Source organism: Micromonospora sp. U21, assembly GCF_018070045.1.
In the GTDB taxonomy this organism is placed as follows: Bacteria; Actinomycetota; Actinomycetes; order Mycobacteriales; family Micromonosporaceae; genus Micromonospora.
Window position 1 is genome coordinate 281,595 of the sequence record NZ_JAGPYK010000008.1, and the last position, 24,062, is coordinate 305,656.

Below are 24,062 nucleotides of genomic sequence, written 5' to 3' on the forward strand. Positions count from 1 at the left end.
CATGCCGATGCTCAACCCTCCCGATATCTTGCCCGAGGCGATGCGGTACCTGGTGCGCGCTGTGATGGCCCACCGAGGGGCTCGATGTCCGAAATCGGAGTTGCTGGAGTTGGTGGCCCCAGGCGGCCTAGCCGAAGCGATGAAGCCGCTGGACAGTGACCGGGATGCGGATCCAGACATCGACAACACGGGGACGAGTGGCCGACTGATCGCCGATAGATCCCTGAGCGCGCTGGCTGCCCTCGGGTTCGTCGAGCTAGCCGGGACGGACGTGGCGGCGACCGAGACCGTGCTCGGTCGCTGGCGCACCGCGCGGGAGGTCACGGCTGCCTCGTTCAGCCGGCTGCTGCGGTCCCGGATCTGGCACATCGCGGCGACCGACATCGGCAGTGACGCGGATGCCCGAGTCCGGGACCTGGTCGACGCCCTGGCGGTCCTGTTCGCCGCCCGTCAGCCGCTGCGGCCGATCGAGTTCGAGGCCGGCCCTGGCCGGCGATTTGCCGAGGCTCAGACGCAGTGGTTTGGACCGAAGAAGAGCGACTGGCCCGTCACCAACTCCACACAGTTCCTGCCGTTCTGCCGTTGGGCCCCGTACCTCGGCTTGGCGCAGCCGATCAGCGGCAGGTCACTCGTCGCCGACGCCAGCAGGGCGATGCTGGAAGACCTGATTGACCTGCCGCACGGGCGGATCCGGGCAGCCGAGTTCATCGCGCACTGCGGCAAAAAGTTGCCCATCAGCGACGACGGGCCCCGGTCACTGTGGAAGGCCGATGACGGCCAGGAGTTCTCTCCGGGGTTGTCAATGTCGTTGCACCAACTCGAAGTGGCTGGACACCTCACCTTGCCGACGGCTGAAAGCGACACGGACACCCTCGTGGTCACGCTCGGCGTGCCCGGCGAGTCCACCCGGATCTCCCACATCGACTGGCATCCCCGAATCTCGGGGAAGGAGCGCCCGTGACGCCGACACCGATCCCGCCCTGCTGGTCCCGGGCCGAGATCCAGGTCGCTGCACAGGTTGACGCCGGTGGACTGGAGTTCGGCGACCCAGCCGCCGATGCGGTGTTCAGCGCGGTGCACCAGTCAGTCCCACTGGCTCGGCGGACGAAGGCAGGTACGAGCCAACCTGTTACCGAAAAGGACGTTCTGGCGGACCTATGCCAGGCGCTCACCTCGAACGAGCCGCATATACGATTTATCACCGGCCGTGTAGGTACGGGAAAGAGCCACCTCGTACGGTGGCTGCGCGTTCACGCTCCCCGTCGCGACGACTGGCACTTCGTCTACATCGAAAAACGCAACACCTCGCTGCGACGGATCATCGAACAGGTTCTCGACGGCATCGACACGCCCACCGCGGATAATTTGCGAACGAGCCTGGCGCGGGCGGCGTCCCGCGTGACCACCGTGCCGGAGGCGATGCTGGCGTTGCTGAACCACCTGCATCGGTTGGTCGAATTCGACGACACCCCCGTCATCCAGAACCTGGCGGGTGCAGACCTGCTCGATATCCGCCAGCGCGTCGCGCGCCTGGTCGGTGACTACACATTCAAGCAGCAACTATCGCGGCCCGGTGGGCCGATCGAGCGAATCGCGAAGCTCGCTAAGGACGGCCACGAGCCTGGCGCCGACGTTAACGCCGAGGACCTTCACATCAGCGAAGCCGACCTCAAGGTCAGCCCCGAAGCGTTCCTAGAGGCCAACGTTGACTTCCAGAGCAAGATCCGGCAGTTCGTTTCGAACAGGAGTCTGCGTTCCGCAGCGGCGGCCGTGCTCGACTACTACCTTCCGCGCGCCACGGCCGAGGTCTTCACTGGCAGCTCTACCGACCTCCTCCAGGTCTTCGAGGACGTCCGGGGCGAGTTGGCCCGGCGCGGCCACGAATTGTTCCTATTCATCGAGGACCTGGTCCTGCTGCACGGCATCGACGCTCAACTGGCCCAGGCCCTGACGGTACCGGCACGCGCAGATCTCTGCCCCATCCGCGCTGCGATTGCGGTCACCTCCGGGTATCTTGATGACCGGTATGCCACGTTTGCTGACCGTGGCGTGCATTACACCATGGACGTGGACCGCACCCAGGTCAACGCCGAGGACCTACGGTCCTTTGTCGGCAGGTACCTCAACGTCGGCCGCGTCGGTCGCCGCGAACTGGCCGGCGCCGCCCAATCCGGCAGGCCGACACCCAACAAGTGCACCGATTGTGTGTACCGCGATCGATGCCACCCGGCATTCGGAGTGACCCGCGAGGGCCACGGGCTGTTTCCCTTCAACGCCGCCGCCGTCGACCATCTGGTGGCACTCGCCAGCCCGCGTGGCTTCGACCCCCGCAATATCCTCCGGGAGGTTATTCGCGAACCGCTCGAGGTGGCCGAGGCCGGGTTGGCCAGACCCGGGGAGTTCCCCTCGGCGCGCTTCGCTGCGGGCCTCGCGCCCACCAGGATGGCGGTACCCGTCGAGCAGCGCGACGCGATCGCCCGGCAGTCAAGCACTCCCCAGGCCGAAATCAGCCTGCGCGCCTTCTACGCGGCTAACCCGCCGGCCGTCGATGACGAGGTGCGCCGCATCGCCGATATCCTCGGCGTCCACCTCACCGAGCTCGGCGACGACAACGGCCCGGCGCCCACGGTCGTCGAACCTGTTCCGGCGGCACCGGCAGCAGCATCCGAGCTTGATCAGTGGGCCGGCGGCAGGCGGATGGGGGCATCCACGGCCCAGAAGATTCGCCGATGGATTCTCGACACGCTGGCCGCCCGCCTGCAGAACGGCCCGCACGGGCTGAGCGTGAAGCGATCCGCTAGCAACATCCTGGTCGGGCCGGTGACCATCAAGCCCAGTCACGTGATCGTGGAGAACGCGGCCGGTGGCGGAAGCACGCCACCGGATAGCCTTACTATCACGTTCTCGAGCAACGACCGCGATGCGGTCCTCCTCAAAGGGGTTGTTGCCGCTTCGTCAGGTGACCTGGCAGGCCCGAACGGTGGTCGCTGGTTTTTCGAGGTGCAACACCGGCTGGCCAGACTCGAAGCGGAAATCGTTGAGCGGGCTCGGCACGAGGCGACGTCGGGGATTGCGCCGGCCCTCGCGGTCCTAGGGGTACTGAGCACCGTCGACGATCGCAGCGTCGATTCGCCCGCTCAGGCTCTCGCCGTCATGATCTGGCCCAAGCCCTCCGACGACATCAGTCCGGGCGTTGTGAAGTTCCTCAACGAGGTGGAGCGGTACCGCACCTCCGCTCTGGCCGTTGTACGGGACAGCCTGACCCAGCGCAAGGGCGGCGGCGCGCCTTCGATTTTCGACGCCGGAGCCATCCTGACGGAACTTGTGCGGTACGCGCGGCTCACTCAATTGCCAGCCGAGCTGCGGGACGAGGCGAGCGCCCGCATAAACGTACGTGGCTTCCATGAAAAGCAGAGCAACGCGGCCGACACCCTGTGGAAGCCGGTGCGGGACTCCATAGGAAAGATCGGCCAGTACGTCGCCGAGGGTGAGGATCTCCGGGGCACATTGGCGATCATGGACAAGTTTGTAGAGCAGGCGCACCGGGAGTCTGCCCTGGCCCGACCGGATGCGAAGGAGATCTACGACCGGTCGCGGGCACAGGTCACCGACACGCGGCTGAGCACGCTGCGGCGAATCACCGGACTGGGAGGCTCCGCATCAGATGCCGGGTCGTTGTGGCATTTGTTATCGGATCCTCTCCCCGTCCTCACCGATATGATCGGCTACTGGCGGCTGTGTGACCAGCTTTTGCGCACGCTGCGCGACACCGCACCGTCTCAAAGTGGCGCGTCGGACACATACGATCGGGCCCGCCTTCAGCGTGCGCTGCGAGGGCTTGCGGACACTCTGGAGGGGCTGATCAGGCAATGACCGAGCCAACCGGTGCTGCTGTCGACCCCGGACCGGGCTCGCTGGGGGAACGCGCTAACCAGGCACTCCTAGCCCTTGCTGACCGGGCCGACCGGAAGAAGACCGAAGCCGAACGGAGCGCGATTACCACGGCCTGCAACCGTGCGGAGAAGTTCGCCGCCCGCCTTGCGGCCTGCGCGCGTATCGGTGCCCAACTCGAATCCCTCGACGTCGAGTACGTCCGGCCCCGGGTGCCGCAGCCTGCGGTCAAGGCGATCCCGTACCTGCGCAGGGTCGCGACGCAGGCCGCCGACCCGGGCCAGGAACTGACCGAACGGCTCCGCGGCGGAGCAGTTCAGGGAGCCCTCGAAGCGGCGGAGACTATCGCCAAGCTCCTCGAGCAAGCCTTGATCCGCGCGGCGGATGCCGAACGGGCCCGCGTTACACCGGCCGACTTCGGCCGCCCCATCCCGAACATGCCAGGCCATGAGTCGCTGCAGGCCCGCATCAGTAGAATAAAGGCATCCCTGTCGCGTCCATTCGTCGGATCAATTGACGACGTTCCCGCCACATTGGAGCGATGGAGAAGGGATGCGGCGCAGTGGGATGACGTCCGCGACGAAATCGGGAAACTCCTCGCCGAGCTCCCGCTGGAGATTAAAGCGTTTGTTGAGGCGGCGGCCAGTGATAGCGGCGCACCGTGGTCGATGGTCACGCCGGCCGTACGTGAGTGGCTTGACAACGATAGGCGCGGCGACGGGTACGGGGTCCGCAAGTGGTGAGCGGGCTTTCCGATATCCTCCGTGTACTCGACGCCCTAGAAGACGCGGAGGCCCGCCACCTGGTCTGGGGCCTGACCGAGGAGACCTGGACGGAGGACCGGCTGATCGAGGCGATCAGCGAGGTCGCGCCGTCGAACGACCCACACGATCTCCTCGAGCAGCTTCTCCAGCACAATCTCGTCTTCGAGTTGGACCGGTGCTGGCCCAAGGAGTACCGGACCCGCATGGCCGAGACCATGCGACTCATGGCACACCTACGCCAGCAGTTTCCCAACCGTTCTTGGGAGGCCGCCCCCCGTTTGGTGGCCGACTTCCGCTTCCGTCACGAACCCCGGTGGTTTCCCGAACGTGATTTGACCCCGGACGCGGCCGCAGCACGGTTGACGGCTCACCAGGTCGCCAGCGCCAAGGTTGAGGCTGCGCGGCAGGTCCTCGGCCGACGGGAGCTGTCGACGTTTCAACTGGACTCGACCATCCAGGTGCTCGCCGCGATGGCCGGCCGTGACCGGGGTGTGGTCGTCAGCGCGGGTACCGGCAGCGGCAAGACACTCGCCTTCTACCTGCCCGCTCTGGCCTATCTCGCCACCCGGCCGATCTCCTCGCGCGGTGTTGGTGTCGTGGCGATCTACCCGCGCAATGAGCTCCTCAAAGACCAACTCGCCTCGGCTTTGGATGAAACGCGGCGGCTGCGCCAGGCGGGCGGGCGACAGATCCGCATCGGCGCCTACTTCGGCAACACGCCGCACACGATCTACCCGCGAAGCGCGCCGAATCGGGCCTGGCGCAAGGCGGCTAGGGGCTGGATATGTCCGTTCCTTACCTGCCCCGCTGCGGCCGGTGGCGGCCGCTGCGGAGGCGACCTGGTGTGGCTCTTCGCCGACTACGACGCTTCGCCCCAACGACAGCGCGAGCGGCTAACCTGTGCCGCGTGTGGCGACGTGGTCGGTGACGACGAGGTCCTGCTGACCCGCAGATCAATGCAGCAGAAGCCACCGGACCTGCTGTTCACCACCACCGAGATGCTCAACCGCTCGCTGAGCGACGGGTGGAACATGCATGTGTTCGGAGTGGGGCCCATGGCGCTCACCCGCCCCGGGCTGGTCCTGCTCGACGAGGTACACACCTACGAGGGCAGCGACGGCGCCCAGGTCGCATACCTGCTACGACGGTGGCGGCGCCTGATGGGCCGACCCACCACCTGGGTAGGGCTGAGCGCGACGCTGGCCAACGCGGATCGCTTCTTCGAGAGTCTGTGCGGGCTGGTTGAAGGCACGGTAGTCACCGTCGAACCGCAGCAGGAGCACATGAAGCCGCGTGGGCGGGAGTACCAGGTGGTGCTGCGTGGTGATCCCGGCCAGCAGACCGCCCTGCTGTCCACCACGATCCAGTCGCTGATGCTGCTGCGCCGGGTCCTGGACCCGCAGCCGACTCAACTAGGCGCCTACGGCAATCGTGTCTTCGCGTTCTGCGACAACCTCGACCTGGTCAACCGACTCTACCGCCAGATGTTGTCGGCGGAGGGCGTCACCGCGACGGGCAGGCGCGCCGGTAACGGCTTAGCCCTCGCTAGTCTCCGGATGAGCCGGGCCACACACCGAGAAGGCCCAGTGGTCGACTGGGAGCGGCGGGACGCCGACGGCCAGCACTGGTGGATGCCTGAACTGCTCGGCTTCAACGATCGAGGGCTGACGATCGGTCGAACATCGTCGCAGGACACCGGTGTACGAGTGGGCGCGGAGATCGTGGTGACCACCTCCTCGCTGGAGGTGGGTTTTGACGACCCGACCGTGGGGGCGGTGCTGCAGCACAAAGCTCCGCGTGATGTGGCGTCGTTCCTACAGCGGCGTGGACGCGCCGGGCGTACCCAGACCCAGCGGCCGTGGACGATCGTGGTGCTGTCGGACTTCGGCCGCGACCGCACCGCGTACCAGGACTATGAGACGCTGCTGACCCCGGCCCTGCCCGAGAAGCGCCTGCCTCTGGGCAATCAGTCGGTGCGCAAAATGCAGGCCGCGATGTGCCTGATCGATTGGGCCGCCCACACGATGGATGTGACGGCCCGAGCCTGGGGCCGCGGTCGGAGTATGCGCAAGGTGTTCATCCAGCCCGACACTAATCACGCGCAACTGCGCGAAGCGGTGGCCGACCTGCTCACGCGGGTGATGAACGGCGGTCCGGAGCGCGAGGACCTAGTTACCTTCGTCAGGTCCTCTCTGCGGCTGACCGCCGAGGAGGTCGATGCGATGTGCTGGGAACAGCCCCGATCGCTGCTCTTGGATGCGGTACCGACCGCTCGCCGCCGGTTGATGAGCAGGTGGGCCGCCTACGACAACGGTGAGTTGAAACCCGAGGGGGAGGAGTGGGTCAACGACTCACCGCTACCGGAGTTCATCCCTAAGGCACTGTTCAGCGATCTCTGCTTGCCTGAGGTGGCCATAGAGCCGCCAAGCGACTACGACCAAGCGGCCCGGGAGTCGATCGCGGTACACATGGCCCTTAACGAACTGGCACCGGGCAAGGTCACCATGCGGTGGGCCGTGGAACGGGGTCAAGGCTTGTGGATCGAACCCGCGCCCGATGGCTCCGCCGTCGCCTTGGAGTGCGGTCTTGCCCGAAGCGGACAGATCATCGGGGAGGTCCCTGGAGAACAGGGACTGGTCCCGTTGGTACGTCCGCTCATCACCGCACCGAATGTCCCCGACAGGGCGGTGCAGCCGTCCTCGAACGGCCGCCTGCACTGGCAGGTGCGCCGGCAGGCGCCCGGCGGGGCGATTGAGTTGATACGACCCCGCACCGGCCCACTGGTCGCCGACGTGATCTCCGTGCAGGCATACCTGCACACCGGACGCGGTGCTCTGCGCACCTGGCGATACGCTCTGCAGGCGTCAGCAACATTGGTGCGCCGCCCCGGTGGACGCCAGCAGATCACCAACAGCTTCACCTGGCGTGATCAACCCGCCGCTGTTGGATACGAAGCGACTGTCGATGCTCAGATCGTCACGGTCGCGGTACCGCGGACGCTAGCAGCGTTCGGTCTGCACCACTCGCCGCGACGCCTTCGCCAACTGCGCCGGGACTTTTTCGTCGACCAACTCCGTACCCGGCTGCACGCGCTTCAGGTCGATACGTTCCTGTCACGCAATATCGCGGAGGCCATTGTCGCGGCGGCAGCCGTGGCCGTCCGGGACAACGCTGACCCAGCGCAGTTTTCGGCGCTGCCGGCCGCGCAGTGGCGACGACTCGTCGCCGATCTGCTCAGTGAAGGGGTGATCGGGCTTGACGACGACGATGACGACGTCGACGCCGAGAACCCCGGCCTGAGCCCGCGGCACCAGCAGTTGCTTGATGTCTTGATCGATGGCCCCGTAGCGCAAGTGATCGCCGAGACCACCGGTCTGCTGGTGGCCGAGCCTGACGACACGTGGCTGTCCTGGCTGCGTACACGTTATGTGCAGACCATGGCTGCCGCGTGGCAAGCCGCCGCGCAGCAGATCTGCCCGGATTTCGACGCCGACCTCGACAGCATCATCGATGTCGATCCGGTCGCAGACGGTCCGACCGCGACGTTCGTGCTCAGCGACGCCACGATCGGCGGCGGCGGAATGTTGGAGGCACTGACCTCACGAATCAGCGACGATCCGCGACAGTTCGACTATCTCGTGGTCACGGCCCTGCAACCGTCCGACCTAGAGGAGGTCGACCGGTCGCTGCGCCACACCTTGGCGTTGCTCGAAAATAAGGTTGCTGACGCCGCACACCGGTTTCGGGTCGCCACCGGCGATCGGCTCACAGCCTGGCAGGACTTGCTTGCGCTGCTCACCGCTCACGGGGTCAGCCTGTCCCACGTCACCGTCACCACTCTGGCCAGCCGCGTCTTTCGGGCGAGGTCCGGGCCTGAGCTGGACACCCTGCTGCGAGATTGCCTAACCCGCTGGGACGACATCGAAGCCAGTTCAGGGTTCGCAATCGACCATCGTAGCATCTGTATGGCGCTGGCCGCCGATCCTGACATCCGCGCGGGGCTGGTTAGGGCGGTTCCCGAAAGCGGCAGCGAAGGCGAGACGTGGGCCCGGTCCGTGCTACAGGGCCTGTTGTGGCCGAGCGCGGAGGCACGACGGGCGCAGTCTCTCGTGGCATCGAACCGATTCGTCAACGAGGCCCCGATGACCGAACGGACTCTAGTGCTGGATGCTCTGCCTGACGCGGTCGAAGACGTCGACGTCGACCATTCGCACTGGGTCCGCCACCTCACCGAGCGTATCGCCGCCTCGGGACGGTGCCGCCTAGTCTCGGGCACGGATGACCGAGCCCGCCTCAAGCAGGCGCTTCAGCATCTCGTCACCCACCCCGTCGAATTGGGCTGGCTGCACGTGCACCCACACGTGGAAGCCGCCGCACGCCGCGACGGATTTCTTGCCGTAAACGTGTCGCTGGAGGAGTCGCCGCAGTGAGCACGCGCCACATTCACCGGCTCGCCGCCCGCCCGCACCGCCTCATCGCCGAGGCTCTCCAAGGTTTGATCGTTAGTGAGCTTCTCGCGCCCGGACGCCGACTCTTGATCGCCTCGCCGTGGATCAGCGATGTACCGCTGCTGGACAACCGCAGCGGACGTTTCAGCGTTCTCGACTCCACATGGGGGGCGCGAGTGATCCGCCTTTCGGCGATCCTGCGCACACTTCTAGGGCAGCAGACGAGCGTCTATCTTCACTGCGGATTGGGCGACCGTCAGACGCGTTTCATTGAGCGACTCCAAGACTTCGCACGACGCGATGGAACGGAGTCCTTGTTTCACCCGCGCCAGTCGATACACGACCCGAACACCGTGATCGACCACGAAAAGGCGATCGCAGGCGACGACTGGATCATCCACGGATCGATGAACCTGACGTATAGGGGAGTCGAGATCAATGGAGAATTGGTGACCGTGTCTACGAACCCGGCGCACGTCGCGGCCGTCACCACCGAACTGATGAGCCTGTTCGCATGAGCGGGGAGGTAGTCGCGACGACGCTATTGCAGCGCTGGGTGTCGTTTCGTGCCGCGTTCTTCGCACCGCCCAACAACCTGCGCATTGGCAGCGGCATATCCGCCCTCGACCGTCTCGTCGCGACTGCCGATGACCTCATCGCGCAGGACCCTGCAAAGCCGGTGGTACTGCCCGCACTCATCGACGGCACTACCCATTACTTCGGCTTGGCCTTCACCGCGGAAGAGTCCCGCACACTGCGCGAACTGCTGCAGTCGCACGTTGGCAAGACCTGGACGGACTTCGACGGCCAGAGCGTGCACGGCAGAACGAGCGGTGATCCGCTGGAACAGGCTGCAGTCGGGTTCGCCGGAGACAGCCGTTACGTCTACCGCTTCCGTGTCGCCGACCAGGGCCGCAACGAGGTACGAGTGTCGATCCAGGGCCTGCTGGCCTCGATCAGGTCGGCGCCACGGCGGCAGGCACGTCTCGCGCTGCCCATTGGGCGCCTGATCAATAACTTCGCCGACGCCTGCGCCGCCGGCGCGGAACAGGCGGCCGACACTGCTTACGCAATCCTCGCCGCTGATCACCGGCTTTCGCAGGCGAACCGGCTGTTTCTACAGGTCCAGTTGCTCGCCGCCTTCGAACGCTGGGGCGATCTCGACCAGCATCCGGAACTGGACACGCTGCTGAGGCTTCCCCGCCCGAGTCTGGCCTCCGACGCCCTTGCGCGTCTGGCCATGTCGAAGCTGGCGGACCCGCCCGATTTGGTGGCGTTCGCACCGGTCGCCACACGATACAACGCCCTCGTCGACTCGGTGTCGGCAGTCCGGTCGGCCGCCGGCGCCCGCTATTACACGCTGTGGGCGCTCACCACCGGTGAAGCACCCGAAATGCTTCGACAGCGCCTCATGGAAGCCGGATGGGTCACGGACCCAACCATCGTCGCTGTGCTGAGCGCTGCTTCCGCCGCTGGTCGCACTCCGGCCACGCCGGTGGCCGCCAGCTCCGTCGATCAGGTGCGCCACAGCGCTAAGGAGTCTCTCGAGGCCGGGCGCTTCGACGCCGCCGTCGACCTGCTGTCGGCGCTGCCCGCCGACCTCGTGGACCTACCAGCGGTCGTCGAGGCGGTGTCGCATACCTTTACTTTGAAGGCGATCGCCCTGCTCGAACGACACCGTGCCACGCACGGTGATGATGCCATCCGCCATGCCCTCAGCCTTTCTCAACGCCACGACAGCCAGATCGAACCGGCGGCGCTGCCACACAAGCTCATTGATTTGTTCTCCGCGTCGACGAGCTTGCAACAGGTATCCCACCTTGTCGCGTCCATCGAACGCACTGGTGTGGCCGAACTGCGGGCCCCCGGTGGCACCAATGCAGCCTGCCAGGCACTGCGGGAGGTCATGGGCGACGACGGGCCTGGACGGCTGTCTCCGGGAATCGATATGTGCATCGATCTGGTCAGGGACCTCAAGGCCAGTGATGCTCCGGTCGACGACGTCCGGTCGCTCAGCTGCCAAGTCCTGGAGCTGTGGGCTTATCACGACACGAGCGGTGACCGTCACCGCGCCACAAGGATGGCGCAGCTCGTCGCTGATCTCGTAGACCTCGGCCTCGGCCTGCGGGTCTTCGATGAGGTCGTCGAACTCATCCGTGCCGCGTGGGACCCGTTCCTCACCGATGCTGATCTACCGATCGGCCTGGACCTGCTCGAACATCTCCTCGCTCACCGCGTCGATGTCACCGACAGCCTCGACAAGTTAGCGGTACCCATGCTGTCGCGAATCGGGGCCCACAATGCCAGCCGAATCCCGCCAGCGGTGCTCGCCGTCGCCGTCGACCTCGCCCCGTCATTCGGCCTCACTGTAGCGGTCCCGGCCGCCCCGCAGACGGTAGGCGACCGGCCGGCGACCGCCCATCCAGGCACTCGCATCGGCCTGTACTCGCTGCAAGTACAGGCGCTCGACCGCGCCGCGCGAATCCTGCGCGAGCGCCATCCCGGCCTCGAGGTGGTGGCCTGCGCTGACCATGTGGCGACCGACCCGCTGCGGGCTGCGGCGCGGAACGTGGACTTGTTCGTCGTCATGGATCGCGCCGCCGCTCATGCGGCCACGAACGCCCTCAAGGCGGAACGACGGACCGCGCCAATTCGATACGCTGCCGGGAAAGGGTCGACCTCGATGATTGAGGCGGCGGAGGCTTGGCTTCGTGAGCAAGTAACTTCTGTTAGCGATGTCCGACCCCCCGCGCAGCGAATACCGACCAGGGCAGCGGTGGACCAACCGTGAGGATCCCTTTCTAAAGGTGGCTAGAGTCCTAAACGTTCGGGTCTGCTGGTCGGGCCCTTTCCTTCGGCGCGTTACGTCTTGCAACAGGTGGACCTGACCCTAGCCCTAAGGCGCAGGGGTCAGGACCATTATCGGCAATTCGAATAGCGCAAGAAGGCCTCGCCCTTAGTTGTTGGTTCTTCCGCGGCGGCACTTCGAGGGGAGGGCAATTTAAAAGAGGCGATTCGACCGATCGTGCCGCTTCCCCTGCTTCGCGTAGTATTTGGAGACGAGATAGTCAGTGATTCGTTGGATATCTCGAGGGGTGTTCTGAACATCGTTCCAGCGGCGCGGAATCCCGTCACCCAAATCCCACGTGCCCTCGGTCCAGCGACAGTAGTCCTTGACTGTCTTAAGTCCCGTAGCGAATCCCTGAGTGTCCGGCACGTCCTCGCCGCTGCCATTCGTGTCGGCGATGGCGTCCATCAGATAGCCCATGCTGATGACCCCAGCGCCATGCATCAGCCGCGATTTGCGAGGGGGTTTACCCCACGCATCCTCACCAAAGACCTCCCGTACGGCAGTCCAGAAGTCGCCCAGCACGGTCACCATCAGGCCGATGTTAGGCAATGTGTTATCGCTACCACGGAAGCGGTACAGGACGCCGTCGGAAATGCTATTTTCGAGCATGCGCAGCATGGAGTTATCTTTGATGACGCCCGTAGGATTCGTTGGCGTTTGAATCATGTGATGCAGCGGTGAACGTTCGTCGAAGTTGAGGCGCTCGAGAACCGTTGCCGGGAGTTGCCGTACGCGCAACTGGTTCGGCAATGGGCCAGACGCTGCCGGGAGCAGTTCGTGAATGAGGCCCTTTGGAAGCGGCTTGGTCGAGTTCACGAGGATGAACTGTGACCGGTGGTCAGCCTGGTCAGCGGTGATGAAGGCAGTGACGCAGATCGGGAAGGCGGCGACGTCTGCGTCACGGATCGCCGCACAACGCTGCTGGCCGTCTACGATGAAGCCTGGCTTGTCGGCGTCCTCCCAGTTCTCGTTGACGGGTAACAGGAGAGTTCCTGAGCGTACGTAGCCAGGGCCGTCAGTATGGGTGTCAGCCGGAACAAAGCGAACCCGGTCATCGAAGGCCACCACGATTGCATTAGGCAGCAGGGGACTCTCGTCAGACTCAACGTAGCGCCGGATCGCGGCCACGTGTGCGAGGACCTCGGGGCGCTGGTAGCCGTGTAGCTGCTGCTGGCTGTCACGCCGCACACGTGAAACGGCGGCAAAGGACGGGACTTGCTTCCCGTCCACGGCGAAGGTGTAAAGACGGCGATTCGGGCCCTGCCTGATCTCGAGGGCGGGGAGATGTAGCACGTTCTTCTGGTTCCCCGCCTCGACCATGCCGCTCTTTCGGCCCTGCCTAGTCACGATCGTCTTCTCCAAGCTGCCGGCGCACTCGCTGGCCGAACACGTGTAGGTTGTGGAAGCCCCGACGCTTGTTGCGCTCGGCGCCACGAAAGATAATCACTTCAATGCCTACTGATGCACAGATCGTGCAGTCGCAGGCCCGCCACGGCCGGTTTTCAAGAGTGTCGCGGTATTGGCTGGTCCTATCAGCCTTGCGATCCCACACGGCGCTGTATTCCGCCAGGGCCTCTAGGGCGGCGTCCACGTCGACTTCGTCCTTATCGAACTGGCGAAGGCGAGCCAGTGCGGCGCGTTCCAACTGCATGGCTTGCCCTTGGCTGATCTCGCCGGAGCGAATTCTTGCCTTAAGTTTGGCGTTGCCGTCAACCTGGGGGACGCGGAGTGCCACGAAGGTTCGATCGGGGGCGTAGTAATTGTCTCGGTCGTCCTTGAAAGCCTGACGAAAGGGTGAGGTGCTGTCGAAGCTTGTCACGCCATGGGCAGCGAAAGTTGGGATCTTTTCGCAACGGCTAATTCCCAGGAGATGTAACTCTGTATCGGACTCCCGTACGTCATCGATCCTCTGCAGGCAGGCGAGGATCTCATTCGTTTTGAGAGGCACCATGCCCCCGAGGGCAATGCGTCGATACCCGATCCGTTGCAGTTCCTCTACGGCGTACGCGTAGGACTCCGGGCTCCAACCCTGAGCGACCCCAAGCGGAATGAAGTGGACATCGCTTGCGCTACATCGCCTCCAGAAATCGGCGGCCAAGTCGAGGGTGATCTTTTGCCTGCGAACCCACTCGGCGGCAGCATCATCAGTACGAACGACCTTCGGCTCGTACTGAAAGATAACGTGGTCGACTGAGATGCCGTAGTCGAATCCACACCCCTCGTAGAAGCTCACCACCTCTTCGACGCTGTACGGCGGGTTCTCTTCGCCGACGTAGGAGAAGGCACCGCAATCGCCCATGATCTTCAAGGGCGCACTCCCGTTGTTGAGACGAAAGAACTCCCTTGCCCCCTGTCGGTACAGGCGGTGGCGCTGGGGCCCGGTGTACTTACCAGTGCTGGAACTGGCGGTCCCGTCCACGATGGCCTTCGACACCAAGAGGCCGTTGAACGGTGGCGGCTTCAGCACTTCGTGCGCGTACAGATCGTCGCGTTGGCGCACCCGGAACGGGTCGCGCTCCTCAGTGAGGAAGTCGAACGTCGGGTCTACCTGATCCTGGCTGTCAGGAAAGAAAAACTTCATCGAATTCCCGCCCGTTCGTTCAGGTAGACGCGGATGAGGTAGTTGGACAACTCCTGCACATGGCGGGACAGATTTTCAATCTCGTTCCACCGAAGGTTGAGCTCGTCCCACCTTCCCCCCGTCCACTGACAGTGAGGCGCAATCACCGCGAGGTGTTTGCTGACCAGTCCGGGCGCCTCGGGGAGACGGGCATCCACCGTGCCCAACACCCGATCCATCAGTCGTCCCATGGCCCGTATGCCTGCTCCGTGCATGAGCCGGCTCTTGCTCGGCGGCTTGCCCCATGCGTCTGGGAAGGTTTCACGGACCGCTGACCAATAGGTGCAGAGTGCCTGGAGAATTCCGTCGAAGTCAGTCTCGTTGCGGGTGACGTCGCGGTAGGGGAAGAGGCACCCAGCCGGCGAGGTGAGACTCTCCTGGATCATCTCGACGACGACGGTATCGGTGATCACCGCGTTCGGTGCCTGCTGCCGGTTGGTCGACGCCCGTTTGATCAGCCCGTAGAAGGGCGATGCCTTGTCGGCGTTCAGGACGTCGCACAGTGCCGAGGGTGCCTTCCGTATGGCGAGCCGGGTAGGTAACGGGCTGTCGACCTCCGGCAGGAGTTCGGTCACCAGGCCACGCGGTAGCGGGCGGGTGTTGTTGATGCGCAGGAACTGGTCGCGCTGGAAACTGACGCTGTCCGCCACGAAGGCGGTCACCGGCACCGGAAACTGCTGCCGCTGGGTCCGGGACAGCGCGAGGGCCCGCTGCTGCCCGTCGACGATCCATGCGGGCTTGGGCTTGCCGGGTTGAGGCAAGGGAATGCTCAGTAGTCCGGAGGTGGCGAGTCCGTCCGCGGCGCCTGGTCCTCTGCTCGACTGGAACCGCACGTTGGAGGACAGGGCCAGGATGATGGGATTGGGAAAGACGGCGGCTTCGCTGTCGAGGTAGTCGACGATCTCCTGTATGTGTTTCCGCACCTGCGGGCGTTGGTAGCCGATCAGCTTCCCGGCGTCGTCCCGACTGACGCGGGAGATCTCCGCGATCTGCAGGACCTCTTCCGCTTGCAGCGTGAAGAGATAGAGGGCCGGGGTGCCGGGCTGGGCGATTCGCAGGGCACGGCGTGCGATGGTCTTGGGATCGTGTGCGGGCGGCATCAGCAGCGCACATCCAATGAGATCTCGTCGAACAGTTGTTTGAAACGTGCCTGCTCGCATGACTTGCCGGAGTCCCGTAGCTGTCGAAGCAGGCGTGTTGCCGAGGTTGGCCCGGCGGCTGCGAGCGGCCGGATAAAGGCCTTGACCTGGTCGTCGGTCATGCGCTCGCGATGAGCCCGAGGCGTCGGCGGGGGCGTTGTGGCTGCCAGTTCGTGGGCCAGGGCGCGGAGGTGTGAGCGGCGGTGGGTGCCGGAGTCCGAGGTAACGAGGCCGACGAGGCGCTGCGCGACCCGGACGTTGAGGGCGAGCAGGCTACCGCCGACTGCCGGCCTCATCCGAGCGGTCACCCCGACGACCAGTTCGTTCAGGTCAGGATCCGCCTGGGCCGGTCCGACGATCGTCAGTCGTTGGGGGTCGCGTAGTTGCCCCGCCGCCCTACGGAGATCGTTACTGCACGGCCGGAGGTAGGTGTCCGACAGGACGGCGATGATCGTGTCGTCGGGATTCGCTCGGGCGAGGTCGTAGAACGACCGAGGCGCGCCAGGTTCCGGGCCCACCCACTCGCTCAGCCCGCGCCACCAGTCGCGGTTCTCGGTCGAACTCCGCCCGACCGAGTCTCCATCCCGCAATGCGAAGGTCGCGGCATAGGGACGGACGTGAGCGGTGGCTGGAATCAGTCCGTACCCGGCCGAACAGACCCAAAGTTGCGCCTCCACGTGTTCAGAGGCCGCCAATTGACGCGCCGCCGCCCAATGCTCGCCGGCATACAGTGATGTGGCGGCAGTGGAAGGTGGGCCGGGTTCGGACAGTCGCCGAATCCACTCCGCGAGCCTCTGCCTCGGCAGGTAGTCCGACAGGGCTCCAATGCGCAGGGCGGCAGGCACCAGAAGTTTCTTGCGGTTCGCGCAGGTCACGACGATGTGAACGCGCGCCGGCGCTTCCGCCGGGCTTTTATCCACGGGCGCGCCCGATCGATGCTCGTCGGTCGTCGCTTCCGTCACGGGGCATCGCCCCGGTAGACGGCACCCGAGGTGCAGGTCTCCCTGACCACGATTGCCGACAGCGGCAGCTGGTCGATAAGCCTCCCCCAGATCCACTGCGCCAGCACCTCGCTGGTCGGGTTCTCGAGCCCCGGCACCTCGTTCAGGTAGTAGTGGTCCAGTTGGTCCAGGATGGGCTTGAACGCCGCCTTGATGTCACCGAAGTCCATCACCCATCCGGACGATGCGCCGACCTCGCCACGCACGTGCAGTTCAACCCGGTAGGAGTGGCCGTGGAGGCGAGCGCACTTGTGTCCCTCGGGCACGTGCGGCAAGCGATGAGCGGCTTCGAAGGTGAACTCACGGAAGATTTCCATCAAGCAATCCCAATGTATTTATGTGTCTGCAGGCTCAACGACCATTGAGGGCGTGCGAGGCAATAGCTGATGGCGGCCTGGGTGTTCGCCGCTTGGTCCGGTCCGTCCATGGGTTGAAGGAGAAAGTGTGCGAAGTCCAGACCTTCGAATCGTTCAGGCTCCGCGCCCGGTTGGGGATACACGAGCTTGAGATCGTCACCCTCGGTGAGGACCAGTTCAGCGCCGGCCTTCGGACTGACGCAGATCCAGTCGACGCCGGCGGGCGCGGGCCGCGTCCCGTTCGTCTCAATAGCCACCTCGAAGCCTTCATTGTGAAGTGCGTCGATGGCAGCAGCATCGAGTTGCAGTAGTGGCTCTCCACCAGTGCAGACGACGTACGGCCTGCTCTTCGGGTGGGCTGCACCGGCCCACGCCTTGGCCACGGCTGCAGCCAGGTCTTGAGCGGACCGGAAGCGGGCGCCTCCCGGCCCGTCAGTACCTACGAAGTCTGTGTCGCAGAACTGACATATGGCTCGGTGGCGATCTGCCTCACGGCCAGTCCAAAGGTTGCAACTTGTGAATCGACAGAAGACCGCAGGCCGACCGGCATGGGTGCCTTCGCCCTGGAGGGTGTAGAAGATCTCTTTGATGCGGTACGCGGATCTCATGACACGCTGCCGTCGGCGGGGTCTGACATGCCGAGTTCGGCGAAGCCCCGCGTACGCAGCAGGCAGGAGTCACAGGTGCCACACGGCCGGCCATCGACGGGGTCGTAGCAGCTGTGGGTGAGCGAGTAATCGACACCGAGGCTGAGGCCCAGCCGAATGGTGTCTGCCTTCGTGAGGTCGATGAGGGGAGTATGAACCTTCAGCCGCTGACTGCCCTCGACGCCAGCCTTGGTGGCGAGGTTTGCCATCCGCTCGTATGCCTCGATGTACTCGGGCCGGCAGTCCGGGTAGCCGCTGTAGTCGAGGGCGCTCACCCCAATAAAAACATCGGAGGCCCCAAGGGTCTCCGCCCAGGCAAGCGCGAACGACAGGAAGATGGTGTTCCGAGCCGGCACGTAGGTGATGGGGATCTCGCTCCCGATCTCCTCAGCGCTCTTGTGATGAGGAACAGCAAGGTCATCGTCGGTCAGTGCGGAACCACCAAAGATCCTGAGATCGATGTCCGCGACAACGTGGCGCGTCGCCCCCAGAGCCTTCGCGACCCGTGCGGCAGCTTCGAGTTCCACGGTGTGCCGCTGCCCGTAGCGGAAGCTGAGGGCGTTGGCTTCGAACCCCTCCTTGACGGCCACAGCAAGGGCTGTGGCCGAGTCGAGACCGCCGCTTAGCAGTACTACGGCTTGGGGCTTGGATGCCGACATCTGAGGCTCCTCGCTTCGTCGATGGTCGAGAAACTGCAGTGGCGTGTTCCGCCAGTGATGCGTAGTTACTGCTCGCAAGTTGCGTCACGTTACCCGAGTACTGCGCGTTGTCGGAAGGTGGCCAGGGCGTGTCGTTCGCGCTCGGCAGGACAGGGTCCGTGGCACCGGCCGCGGACCGGCCGACTGGCTGGCTGAGTCGGTGGGGAGTCCGGTGGCAGGAGGCAGCCGAGAGTCGGAGCGGGCTACACGGGCCCCTGGAGTTTGTCTGCGACCATCCACCAGTTCACCTCGGGAGGCAGCGGAGTCACGATGACGCCCGTCTCCCGGAGGAGCCGTAGGTGCTGGTCGTAGCTCGGGTGCGCGGCAAGCTGCGCCTTAACGTTCGGGAACGCGTAGACCGGGATGTTAGCGTCGCCGAGCGCTTCATTCAGGATGCCGAGCGCGAGGGTGTCGTTGATCCCCTGAGCCCACTTGTTGATGACGTTGAACGTGGCCGGTACGACGGCAACGGCGGTCCCCGGAGGATGCGGCTCCGGGTCGCCGGGCATCCGCCACTCGACCCGGACCGGATAGCCGGTCTGCCGCCCGAGCTCATCCCGGTCGATCCAACTGGCAGCGGTCGGCGTAGCGGTGAGGCAGACGGTCCACCCGTCTTCCTGCAACAACTCGATAAGCTCCGTGATGCGCAGCACGGGAGGAGCGGCGCAGGCGACCAGATGCAGCACGCCCCTGTGAGTCACGTGAGCAGCCCGGCCCGTTCAGCCAGCGGCCGCAGCCCTGGTGTCGCCGCTCGTCGCTCCTTCGCCAGCAGGTCGAGCAGGAGCGTGCGGGCCTGAACGTTGGCGTGGACCACCTCGGCGGCTATCCGCTCGGCTTCGAGCAGGTGCAATACGGAGACGGTCATGTCGCCAGACGACATCATCGCCGCTGCCGCCAAGTCGACGTGTACTTGTGCCCTTCGGCCAACCAACACCGTCGGCAGCCGTGAGGTGTCGAGCCTCGCTGCGATCTCCAGTGCCCGATTCGCGTTGCCGGCCCGAACCGCGGCGGAGACTGCGTGGATGACGACGTTTGTCGGGCCGAAGCCAGTCCACAACCGGTTGCGGTCAGAGCCCAGCGTGGTTGCCAGCCCCTCGGCCTGCGTCAGGAACTGACCTGCTTCTTTCGGGTTGCCCTGTCCGGCCGTAATCACGGCAGCCAGAAGCAGCAATGCTCCCTGAGCGGAGAGCATGTCAGGGTCGCTCGCAGGGGCAGCGGTGGTCAAACGAGCGATGCTGGTCCGAACAATCTGCTCGGCTTCGGTTGCCCGTCCGGGCAGCCGCATGAGACCGCAGGCCACCTGGTACGCCGCAACAGTTGCCATCGCCTGGTCGTCCGCGAGCCGGGCGGCGGTGGCAGCCCGGTCGGCCGTCAGTAGGGCGGTGTCGCCGTCACCAACCTTGGCCGCAAGCTTCGACGCCGCGATGTAGGCGGCGGCGAGCAGCCGGAAGGCCGTGCCGCGATGCATCCCGGTGGACATGCGGGACACGTCCGTGGCCTGGCTGAGCACGTCCGGTAGCAAGCGGGCGACGGATGTGTAGCTCGCCCGCTGGTAGAGGATGTGCACTCGGCCTACGCTCCGTCGCACGTCGACGAACGACTGAGCTGGCACAGCGGGGGCGGTCAGGTAGCTGGTGAGGAAGGTTCGGAGGTCGTTCAGCATGTCCGGCCGGGCGCCGCCAGGATTACGAGTCTCATCTCCCATGGCCTGCCCTCGATGTGCTGCCACCGACACGTCGACGAGCATGCCGTCGAGCCGTTCGAGCGTAACTCCCAACGCGGACGCGATTCGGGTTCGATGCCAAGGCTGAGGATCCGTCTCGGCGTTCTCCCAGCGCACCACGGTCGACCGCTCCACGCCGAGAATCTCGGCCAGGCGCTCCTGGCTGTACCCGAGGGCTCTACGCCGCTGGCTGAGCCGGTGCCGCTTAAGGGCCACTGCCGATCTCCCTCCGCATGTCGCCACTGTAGTAACAGCCCGTCGATCAGGCGGGAACGGGAACGCTTCAATTTTGCGTCACTGAGGCCCCTCGGGCGCTGTAGTTCCTGGTCAGCTTCTTGCCGAAGCTGGGCGCATGGCCCGGGGCGGGTGCTGGGCTCCGGTGCCCCCGTCGTACCCCGAACGGCGAGCCGCCGTCCCCGCCCGCCCCGGCGCCGAATCCGACGAGTTAGGAAGTGCCATGGATTCCGTCGATACGATCCTCGGTGAGCTACCCCTATCGCCCTATGTGACCTCCGAAGCCGTCACCTTCGCGGTCAAGGCCGTCACCGTGCACGCCGATCGGCAGTGGCCCCCCGAAGGCCCGCAGTGGCGCAATGACCGCGCACTCCACCCCTGCCGGCTGCACCGCTGGGGTCGCCGGGTCCTCGACCAACACCGCCTCACCGAACGGCAGATCCGCACGCTGATCGCCGAGCAGAATGCGCCGCAGCCATGATCTACGTGACCGGGGAACGCCTGCACCCACACCACGCCCGCGTCGCGTCCTTCGACACCCGCTGGCGCGGCCTCGACCCCGCCCAGGTGCACGACTATCTCAACCGGACGGCCGACGAACTCGAACGACTGCACCGCGAGTTGACCACGGCGAACAGCGAGGCCGAACGCATCCGCCAGGCGCTGCGGCAGTGGCAGTCCCGGCACATCGGCTGCCGCCGCACAGACCCAGGTTCACCGAACAGCCGGTGGCAGCGATGACCTCAACCCGCTGGATCATCCACCTTCCCACCACCCTGACCAGCCTCGACGGGGCCATCACCCTGGCCGCAGCCCTGTGCGACTCGCTCGGCCACGTCACCGCCATCGACTTCGGCGAGACCACCCTGAGCGAGGAGGACCAGCAGTTCCTACGTACTCGAATTTGGTGTGACGCCCCGATCGGCGGCGCCGGTCGTTGCCGTCGAAGCGACGGTCACGACGGTGACTGTGCTAGCCGGTGAGGACCGTGGCGGTTGTTAGCCCAGCAGTGTGCGTGCACGCTGGCTCGGCCTCAGAGTCATGACCTTGAACGGGCAGTTCTTGTCGGTCAGCAAGGTGTAGGCCTGGATGGCGCGGTCGGCGGCATCTCGGGTTTGCTCTGAGGCTGTCATGCCCCTGCCGCGGTTGCGGAAGAGGGCGCCGTAGAACGCTGAGCAAAAGACACCGCTCTCGTGCCAGCCGATGATGGCAGAGGTGCCGATGTAGGTCACTTCTCCCTGGAGGCAGTCCCGCACCGCCTTCTGCCACACGCCGGTGCCGGTCTTGCAGCCGTCGGCGATGATGGCGCTCGTCGAGATGCCTTGGCCCAGTTTCGCCGCAGCTTCCCCGAGCTGCTCGAGCGAGATTTCGACTTTGCCGTCTGTGCTGCTGAACGTCGGCGTGACACTGTGATCGCCGTGGGCCATGACGTGCAGGACGTCGCACGATGCGGTGAAGGCGGAAAGCACCGTGTCGGGGTCGCGCGATCGGACGAAGTCGATGTCCACGATGGGTTCGTCGCACCCGGCGTTGATGTTCTCCAGTGTCGATTGTACGAAGGTCATCGCCGCGTCGAACGATGAGTCCAACCCGAGGTCCAGCAGACTCACTCTTCTTGGCTTCATCTGACCCTCCTCCCCGTACTCCGACCGCAGGCCGGCGTGAAGGTCGACCGTACGTGGGCATCCTCTTCGTGTCGTTCGGTCGAGCGCTTACCTGGCCTCCTTCCTTCGGTGCGAATCAATCCCCATTCGGTTCAACGGCGCGCTCCGGAAGACGACAGCTTGCCGATGTTCCCGGGGATCGGGCGAGCCGGCGGTCGGGGCAGCCTGTACCTCGCCCGCGCCGATGCGCCGCAGCCACTCACTGCAGTCGGCGTCGGGACGTGCCGAGAACGAGCGGATCAACAACGCCTTGCTTGGCAGACGGATCGAGCCGCCAGATGACATGGTCCATTACGCGACGTAGTCGGTTTGGAGATAATGCCTGGTCAGGCCACTACCTACCGTGAACCCGTCATCACGATCGGCCTCGGTGCCGGCGTCTACTCCGCGGAGTTGACCAGCCGCCGCCCTGGCCCCAGACGGGAGAAACACATATGCGTGCTCAGAAGGAGTCCCGGCGGTTCGGTGCCCGAGCATCCGTACTCGCGCTCGGTCTCATCGTGGCCGGTGCGGTGGTCGTCCCGGCGAGCCCTGCGTCCGCCGCGGTCCCCGGCCTGGTGCGGATCACCGCGACCAGCGTCAGCAACTCGGCCGACTTCCACAGCGCCACGGCCACCTGCCCGGTCGGCAAGGTCCTGACCGGCACGGGCTACGAGCTGAACGGCGTCACCGGCGAGGGCGTCGTCGACGACCTGCGCCCCAACGGCGGTCCAGCCACCGCGCCGACGGCCGTGACCGTGGGCGCCTACGAGACGGAGGCGTTCGCCGGCAACTGGTCGGTGACGGCGTACGCGATCTGCGCCAACCCGTTGCCCGGCCTGGTGCGGGTCGCCGCGACCAGCGTCAGCAACTCGGCAGACTTCCGCAGTGTCACGGCGACCTGCCCGGTCGGGAAGGTGCTGACCGGCACGGGTTACGAGTTGAACGGTGTCACCGGTGAGGGTGTCGTCGACGACTTCCGCCCCAACGGTGGGGTCGCCGCCGCGCCGACCTCGGTGAACGTCGGCGCCTACGAGTCGGATGCCACCGCCCTGAACTGGTCCGCGACCGCCTACGCCATCTGCGCCAACCCGCTGCCCGGCCTGGTGCGGGCGTCCGCGGTGGGTGCCAGCAACTCCCTCGACTTCCGCAGTGTCGTCGCGACCTGCCCCGTCGGGAAGGTGCTGACCGGTGCCGGCTACGAGCTGAACGGTGTCACCGGCGAGGGCATCGTGGACGACTTCCGCCCCAACGGTGGTCCCGCGACCGCTCCGACGTCGGCCGCCTCGGGTGCGTACGAGGAGGACGCGTTCGCCGGCAACTGGTCCGACACGGCGTACGCCATCTGCGCGACGGCGTAACAACTGCTCATTCAGGTGTGGCCGCCCCGCGAACGCGCGGCGCGGCCGCACCGTTGACTGGTCAGCTCACGAGCCGCCCTGGCGCTGGATCCGCTCGTCGCCCGAGACCTTGGCCCTGCCCAGGTCGCCCTCGGTGCCGGCCGGGCCGGTCGCGGTACGGCGGTTTCTTTGATCGGGCGAGTGCTCCATGGGCGAACCCTGGCGGCCCGGAGCGCCGCTGCCCGGATGCCGCCGGCCTCGCGCCGACTCGCCGCCGCTGTCGTGTTTGTTCTGCTTGTGGCTACCCATGACTCGCGCGTACCCGGTCACTGTGCGGCTAGTCATGAGCCCGGTGGGCTCTGTAGCGGCAGGAGCAGTGGCATTACCTGCTAGTACGGCAGCCGCCGTTTGAGATGTTGCTGGTGGGGGCCGGTTAGACGAGGTGCGGCCACCGCGTGATCGTCTGTATGTTATGGACAAACTTTCAGATCTGGCGGTGGCCGCGTGCCACAGCGTAAACCCTGCCCGGTGGGGGCAGGTCCTGGCCGGGGTGTGCGATGCGTTCGCGGGTCGGTTCGGTCGGGTCGAGCCGCGTCGGGCGGCGGTGGCGTTCGTGACCGGTCTGTTGGCCGAGATCGAGGTCAAGACGTGTTGGCAGTTGGCGGAGCAGGCCGGGCATGCCCGCCCGGATGCGATGCAGCGGTTGT

Annotated in this window: 21 protein-coding genes; 10 read left to right on the forward strand and 11 right to left on the reverse strand. The window is 65.5% G+C overall.

Annotated elements, in window-relative coordinates; translation table 11 throughout:
• Nucleotide 1: 1 nt before the first annotated feature.
• The 6 genes from KBX63_RS14185 to dpdD are packed head-to-tail and all read left to right on the forward strand — an operon-like array spanning nucleotide 2 to nucleotide 11,894.
• Complete coding sequence (locus KBX63_RS14185; protein ID WP_210911473.1) at nucleotides 2-961, forward strand: hypothetical protein; 960 nt, start codon at nucleotides 2-4, stop codon at nucleotides 959-961.
• The gene (locus tag KBX63_RS14190) at nucleotides 958-3,873 is read left to right on the forward strand and encodes an ATP-binding protein (protein WP_210911474.1); all 2,916 of its coding nucleotides are present in this window, start codon (nucleotides 958-960) and stop codon (nucleotides 3,871-3,873) included. The genes KBX63_RS14185 and KBX63_RS14190 overlap by 4 nt, the downstream gene beginning before the upstream one ends.
• Nucleotides 3,870-4,634: a hypothetical protein gene (locus KBX63_RS14195; protein ID WP_210911475.1), complete on the forward strand. Its 765-nt coding sequence runs from the start codon at nucleotides 3,870-3,872 to the stop codon at nucleotides 4,632-4,634. Before KBX63_RS14190 ends, KBX63_RS14195 begins: the two co-directional genes overlap by 4 nt.
• The gene (gene dpdJ / locus KBX63_RS14200; protein ID WP_210911476.1) at nucleotides 4,631-9,085 is read left to right on the forward strand and encodes a protein DpdJ; all 4,455 of its coding nucleotides are present in this window, start codon (nucleotides 4,631-4,633) and stop codon (nucleotides 9,083-9,085) included. The genes KBX63_RS14195 and dpdJ overlap by 4 nt, the downstream gene beginning before the upstream one ends.
• Nucleotides 9,082-9,621: a phospholipase D-like domain-containing protein DpdK gene (dpdK, locus tag KBX63_RS14205; protein ID WP_210911477.1), complete on the forward strand. Its 540-nt coding sequence runs from the start codon at nucleotides 9,082-9,084 to the stop codon at nucleotides 9,619-9,621. The genes dpdJ and dpdK overlap by 4 nt, the downstream gene beginning before the upstream one ends.
• The gene (dpdD, locus tag KBX63_RS14210) at nucleotides 9,618-11,894 is read left to right on the forward strand and encodes a protein DpdD (RefSeq protein ID WP_210911478.1); all 2,277 of its coding nucleotides are present in this window, start codon (nucleotides 9,618-9,620) and stop codon (nucleotides 11,892-11,894) included. The genes dpdK and dpdD overlap by 4 nt, the downstream gene beginning before the upstream one ends.
• A gap of 210 nt (nucleotides 11,895-12,104) precedes the next feature.
• On the opposite strand, the gene dbpB (KBX63_RS14215) is transcribed toward dpdD, so the two are convergent.
• The 9 genes from dbpB (KBX63_RS14215) to KBX63_RS14255 form a co-directional block, all read right to left on the reverse strand.
• Entirely contained in the window at nucleotides 12,105-13,274 is a 1,170-nt protein-coding gene (dbpB, locus tag KBX63_RS14215) for a DGQHR domain-containing protein DpdB (protein ID WP_210911479.1), read from the reverse strand.
• 19 nt (nucleotides 13,275-13,293) lie between these two features.
• Nucleotides 13,294-14,535, reverse strand: coding sequence for a tRNA-guanine transglycosylase DpdA (gene dpdA, locus KBX63_RS14220; protein ID WP_210911480.1), 1,242 nt, complete (start codon nucleotides 14,533-14,535; stop codon nucleotides 13,294-13,296).
• On the reverse strand, nucleotides 14,532-15,674 hold the full coding sequence (gene dbpB, locus KBX63_RS14225) for a DGQHR domain-containing protein DpdB (protein WP_210911481.1): 1,143 nt from the start codon (nucleotides 15,672-15,674) through the stop codon (nucleotides 14,532-14,534). The genes dpdA and dbpB (KBX63_RS14225) overlap by 4 nt, the downstream gene beginning before the upstream one ends.
• Nucleotides 15,674-16,675, reverse strand: coding sequence for a hypothetical protein (locus tag KBX63_RS14230; RefSeq protein ID WP_247662279.1), 1,002 nt, complete (start codon nucleotides 16,673-16,675; stop codon nucleotides 15,674-15,676). Before KBX63_RS14230 ends, dbpB (KBX63_RS14225) begins: the two co-directional genes overlap by 1 nt.
• Complete coding sequence (queD, locus tag KBX63_RS14235) at nucleotides 16,672-17,031, reverse strand: 6-carboxytetrahydropterin synthase QueD (RefSeq protein WP_210911482.1); 360 nt, start codon at nucleotides 17,029-17,031, stop codon at nucleotides 16,672-16,674. Before queD ends, KBX63_RS14230 begins: the two co-directional genes overlap by 4 nt.
• Nucleotides 17,031-17,678 (reverse strand): 7-carboxy-7-deazaguanine synthase, encoded by a 648-nt coding sequence (gene queE / locus KBX63_RS14240; protein WP_210911483.1) that lies wholly within the window; start codon nucleotides 17,676-17,678, stop codon nucleotides 17,031-17,033. Before queE ends, queD begins: the two co-directional genes overlap by 1 nt.
• The gene (queC, locus tag KBX63_RS14245) at nucleotides 17,675-18,376 is read right to left on the reverse strand and encodes a 7-cyano-7-deazaguanine synthase QueC (protein ID WP_210911484.1); all 702 of its coding nucleotides are present in this window, start codon (nucleotides 18,374-18,376) and stop codon (nucleotides 17,675-17,677) included. Before queC ends, queE begins: the two co-directional genes overlap by 4 nt.
• Nucleotides 18,377-18,618: 242 nt before the next feature.
• Complete coding sequence (locus KBX63_RS14250) at nucleotides 18,619-19,101, reverse strand: flavoprotein (protein ID WP_307871715.1); 483 nt, start codon at nucleotides 19,099-19,101, stop codon at nucleotides 18,619-18,621.
• 11 nt (nucleotides 19,102-19,112) lie between these two features.
• Entirely contained in the window at nucleotides 19,113-20,381 is a 1,269-nt protein-coding gene (locus tag KBX63_RS14255; RefSeq protein WP_307871716.1) for a helix-turn-helix transcriptional regulator, read from the reverse strand.
• Between the two features lie 214 nt (nucleotides 20,382-20,595).
• On the opposite strand from KBX63_RS14255, the gene KBX63_RS14260 reads away from it, so the two are divergent.
• The 3 genes from KBX63_RS14260 to KBX63_RS14270 are packed head-to-tail and all read left to right on the forward strand — an operon-like array spanning nucleotide 20,596 to nucleotide 21,355.
• Entirely contained in the window at nucleotides 20,596-20,853 is a 258-nt protein-coding gene (locus tag KBX63_RS14260) for a hypothetical protein (RefSeq protein WP_210911487.1), read from the forward strand.
• Nucleotides 20,850-21,113: a DivIVA domain-containing protein gene (locus KBX63_RS14265; RefSeq protein WP_210911488.1), complete on the forward strand. Its 264-nt coding sequence runs from the start codon at nucleotides 20,850-20,852 to the stop codon at nucleotides 21,111-21,113. The genes KBX63_RS14260 and KBX63_RS14265 overlap by 4 nt, the downstream gene beginning before the upstream one ends.
• The gene (locus KBX63_RS14270; RefSeq protein WP_210911489.1) at nucleotides 21,110-21,355 is read left to right on the forward strand and encodes a hypothetical protein; all 246 of its coding nucleotides are present in this window, start codon (nucleotides 21,110-21,112) and stop codon (nucleotides 21,353-21,355) included. The genes KBX63_RS14265 and KBX63_RS14270 overlap by 4 nt, the downstream gene beginning before the upstream one ends.
• A 15-nt stretch (nucleotides 21,356-21,370) precedes the next feature.
• Here the strand turns inward: KBX63_RS14270 and KBX63_RS14275 are convergent, their stop codons facing one another.
• Nucleotides 21,371-21,982: a hypothetical protein gene (locus tag KBX63_RS14275; RefSeq protein WP_210911490.1), complete on the reverse strand. Its 612-nt coding sequence runs from the start codon at nucleotides 21,980-21,982 to the stop codon at nucleotides 21,371-21,373.
• 488 nt (nucleotides 21,983-22,470) lie between these two features.
• Here KBX63_RS14275 and KBX63_RS14280 point away from each other — a divergent pair, with 488 nt between their 5' ends.
• Complete coding sequence (locus KBX63_RS14280; protein WP_210911491.1) at nucleotides 22,471-23,376, forward strand: hypothetical protein; 906 nt, start codon at nucleotides 22,471-22,473, stop codon at nucleotides 23,374-23,376.
• Nucleotides 23,377-23,442: 66 nt separating this feature from the next.
• On the opposite strand, the gene KBX63_RS35990 is transcribed toward KBX63_RS14280, so the two are convergent.
• The gene (locus KBX63_RS35990; protein ID WP_256443046.1) at nucleotides 23,443-23,565 is read right to left on the reverse strand and encodes a hypothetical protein; all 123 of its coding nucleotides are present in this window, start codon (nucleotides 23,563-23,565) and stop codon (nucleotides 23,443-23,445) included.
• Nucleotides 23,566-24,062 lie beyond the last annotated feature (497 nt).

What these genes read in the sequence shown, in the direction of transcription:
- KBX63_RS14185 (WP_210911473.1), top strand. Translation starts at nt 2, where the DNA reads ATGCCGATGCTCAACCCTCCCGATATCTTGCCCGAGGCGATGCGGTAC.
- queE (WP_210911483.1), bottom strand. Translation starts at nt 17,678, where the DNA reads ATGAGATCCGCGTACCGCATCAAAGAGATCTTCTACACCCTCCAGGGC.
- queC (WP_210911484.1), bottom strand. Translation starts at nt 18,376, where the DNA reads ATGTCGGCATCCAAGCCCCAAGCCGTAGTACTGCTAAGCGGCGGTCTC.
- dpdD (WP_210911478.1), top strand. Translation starts at nt 9,618, where the DNA reads ATGAGCGGGGAGGTAGTCGCGACGACGCTATTGCAGCGCTGGGTGTCG.
- KBX63_RS14270 (WP_210911489.1), top strand. Translation starts at nt 21,110, where the DNA reads ATGACCTCAACCCGCTGGATCATCCACCTTCCCACCACCCTGACCAGC.
- KBX63_RS14280 (WP_210911491.1), top strand. Translation starts at nt 22,471, where the DNA reads ATGCGTGCTCAGAAGGAGTCCCGGCGGTTCGGTGCCCGAGCATCCGTA.
- KBX63_RS14260 (WP_210911487.1), top strand. Translation starts at nt 20,596, where the DNA reads ATGGATTCCGTCGATACGATCCTCGGTGAGCTACCCCTATCGCCCTAT.
- dpdA (WP_210911480.1), bottom strand. Translation starts at nt 14,535, where the DNA reads ATGAAGTTTTTCTTTCCTGACAGCCAGGATCAGGTAGACCCGACGTTC.
- dbpB (WP_210911481.1), bottom strand. Translation starts at nt 15,674, where the DNA reads ATGCCGCCCGCACACGATCCCAAGACCATCGCACGCCGTGCCCTGCGA.
- dbpB (WP_210911479.1), bottom strand. Translation starts at nt 13,274, where the DNA reads ATGGTCGAGGCGGGGAACCAGAAGAACGTGCTACATCTCCCCGCCCTC.
- KBX63_RS14195 (WP_210911475.1), top strand. Translation starts at nt 3,870, where the DNA reads ATGACCGAGCCAACCGGTGCTGCTGTCGACCCCGGACCGGGCTCGCTG.
- queD (WP_210911482.1), bottom strand. Translation starts at nt 17,031, where the DNA reads ATGGAAATCTTCCGTGAGTTCACCTTCGAAGCCGCTCATCGCTTGCCG.
- KBX63_RS35990 (WP_256443046.1), bottom strand. Translation starts at nt 23,565, where the DNA reads ATGGAGCACTCGCCCGATCAAAGAAACCGCCGTACCGCGACCGGCCCG.
- KBX63_RS14265 (WP_210911488.1), top strand. Translation starts at nt 20,850, where the DNA reads ATGATCTACGTGACCGGGGAACGCCTGCACCCACACCACGCCCGCGTC.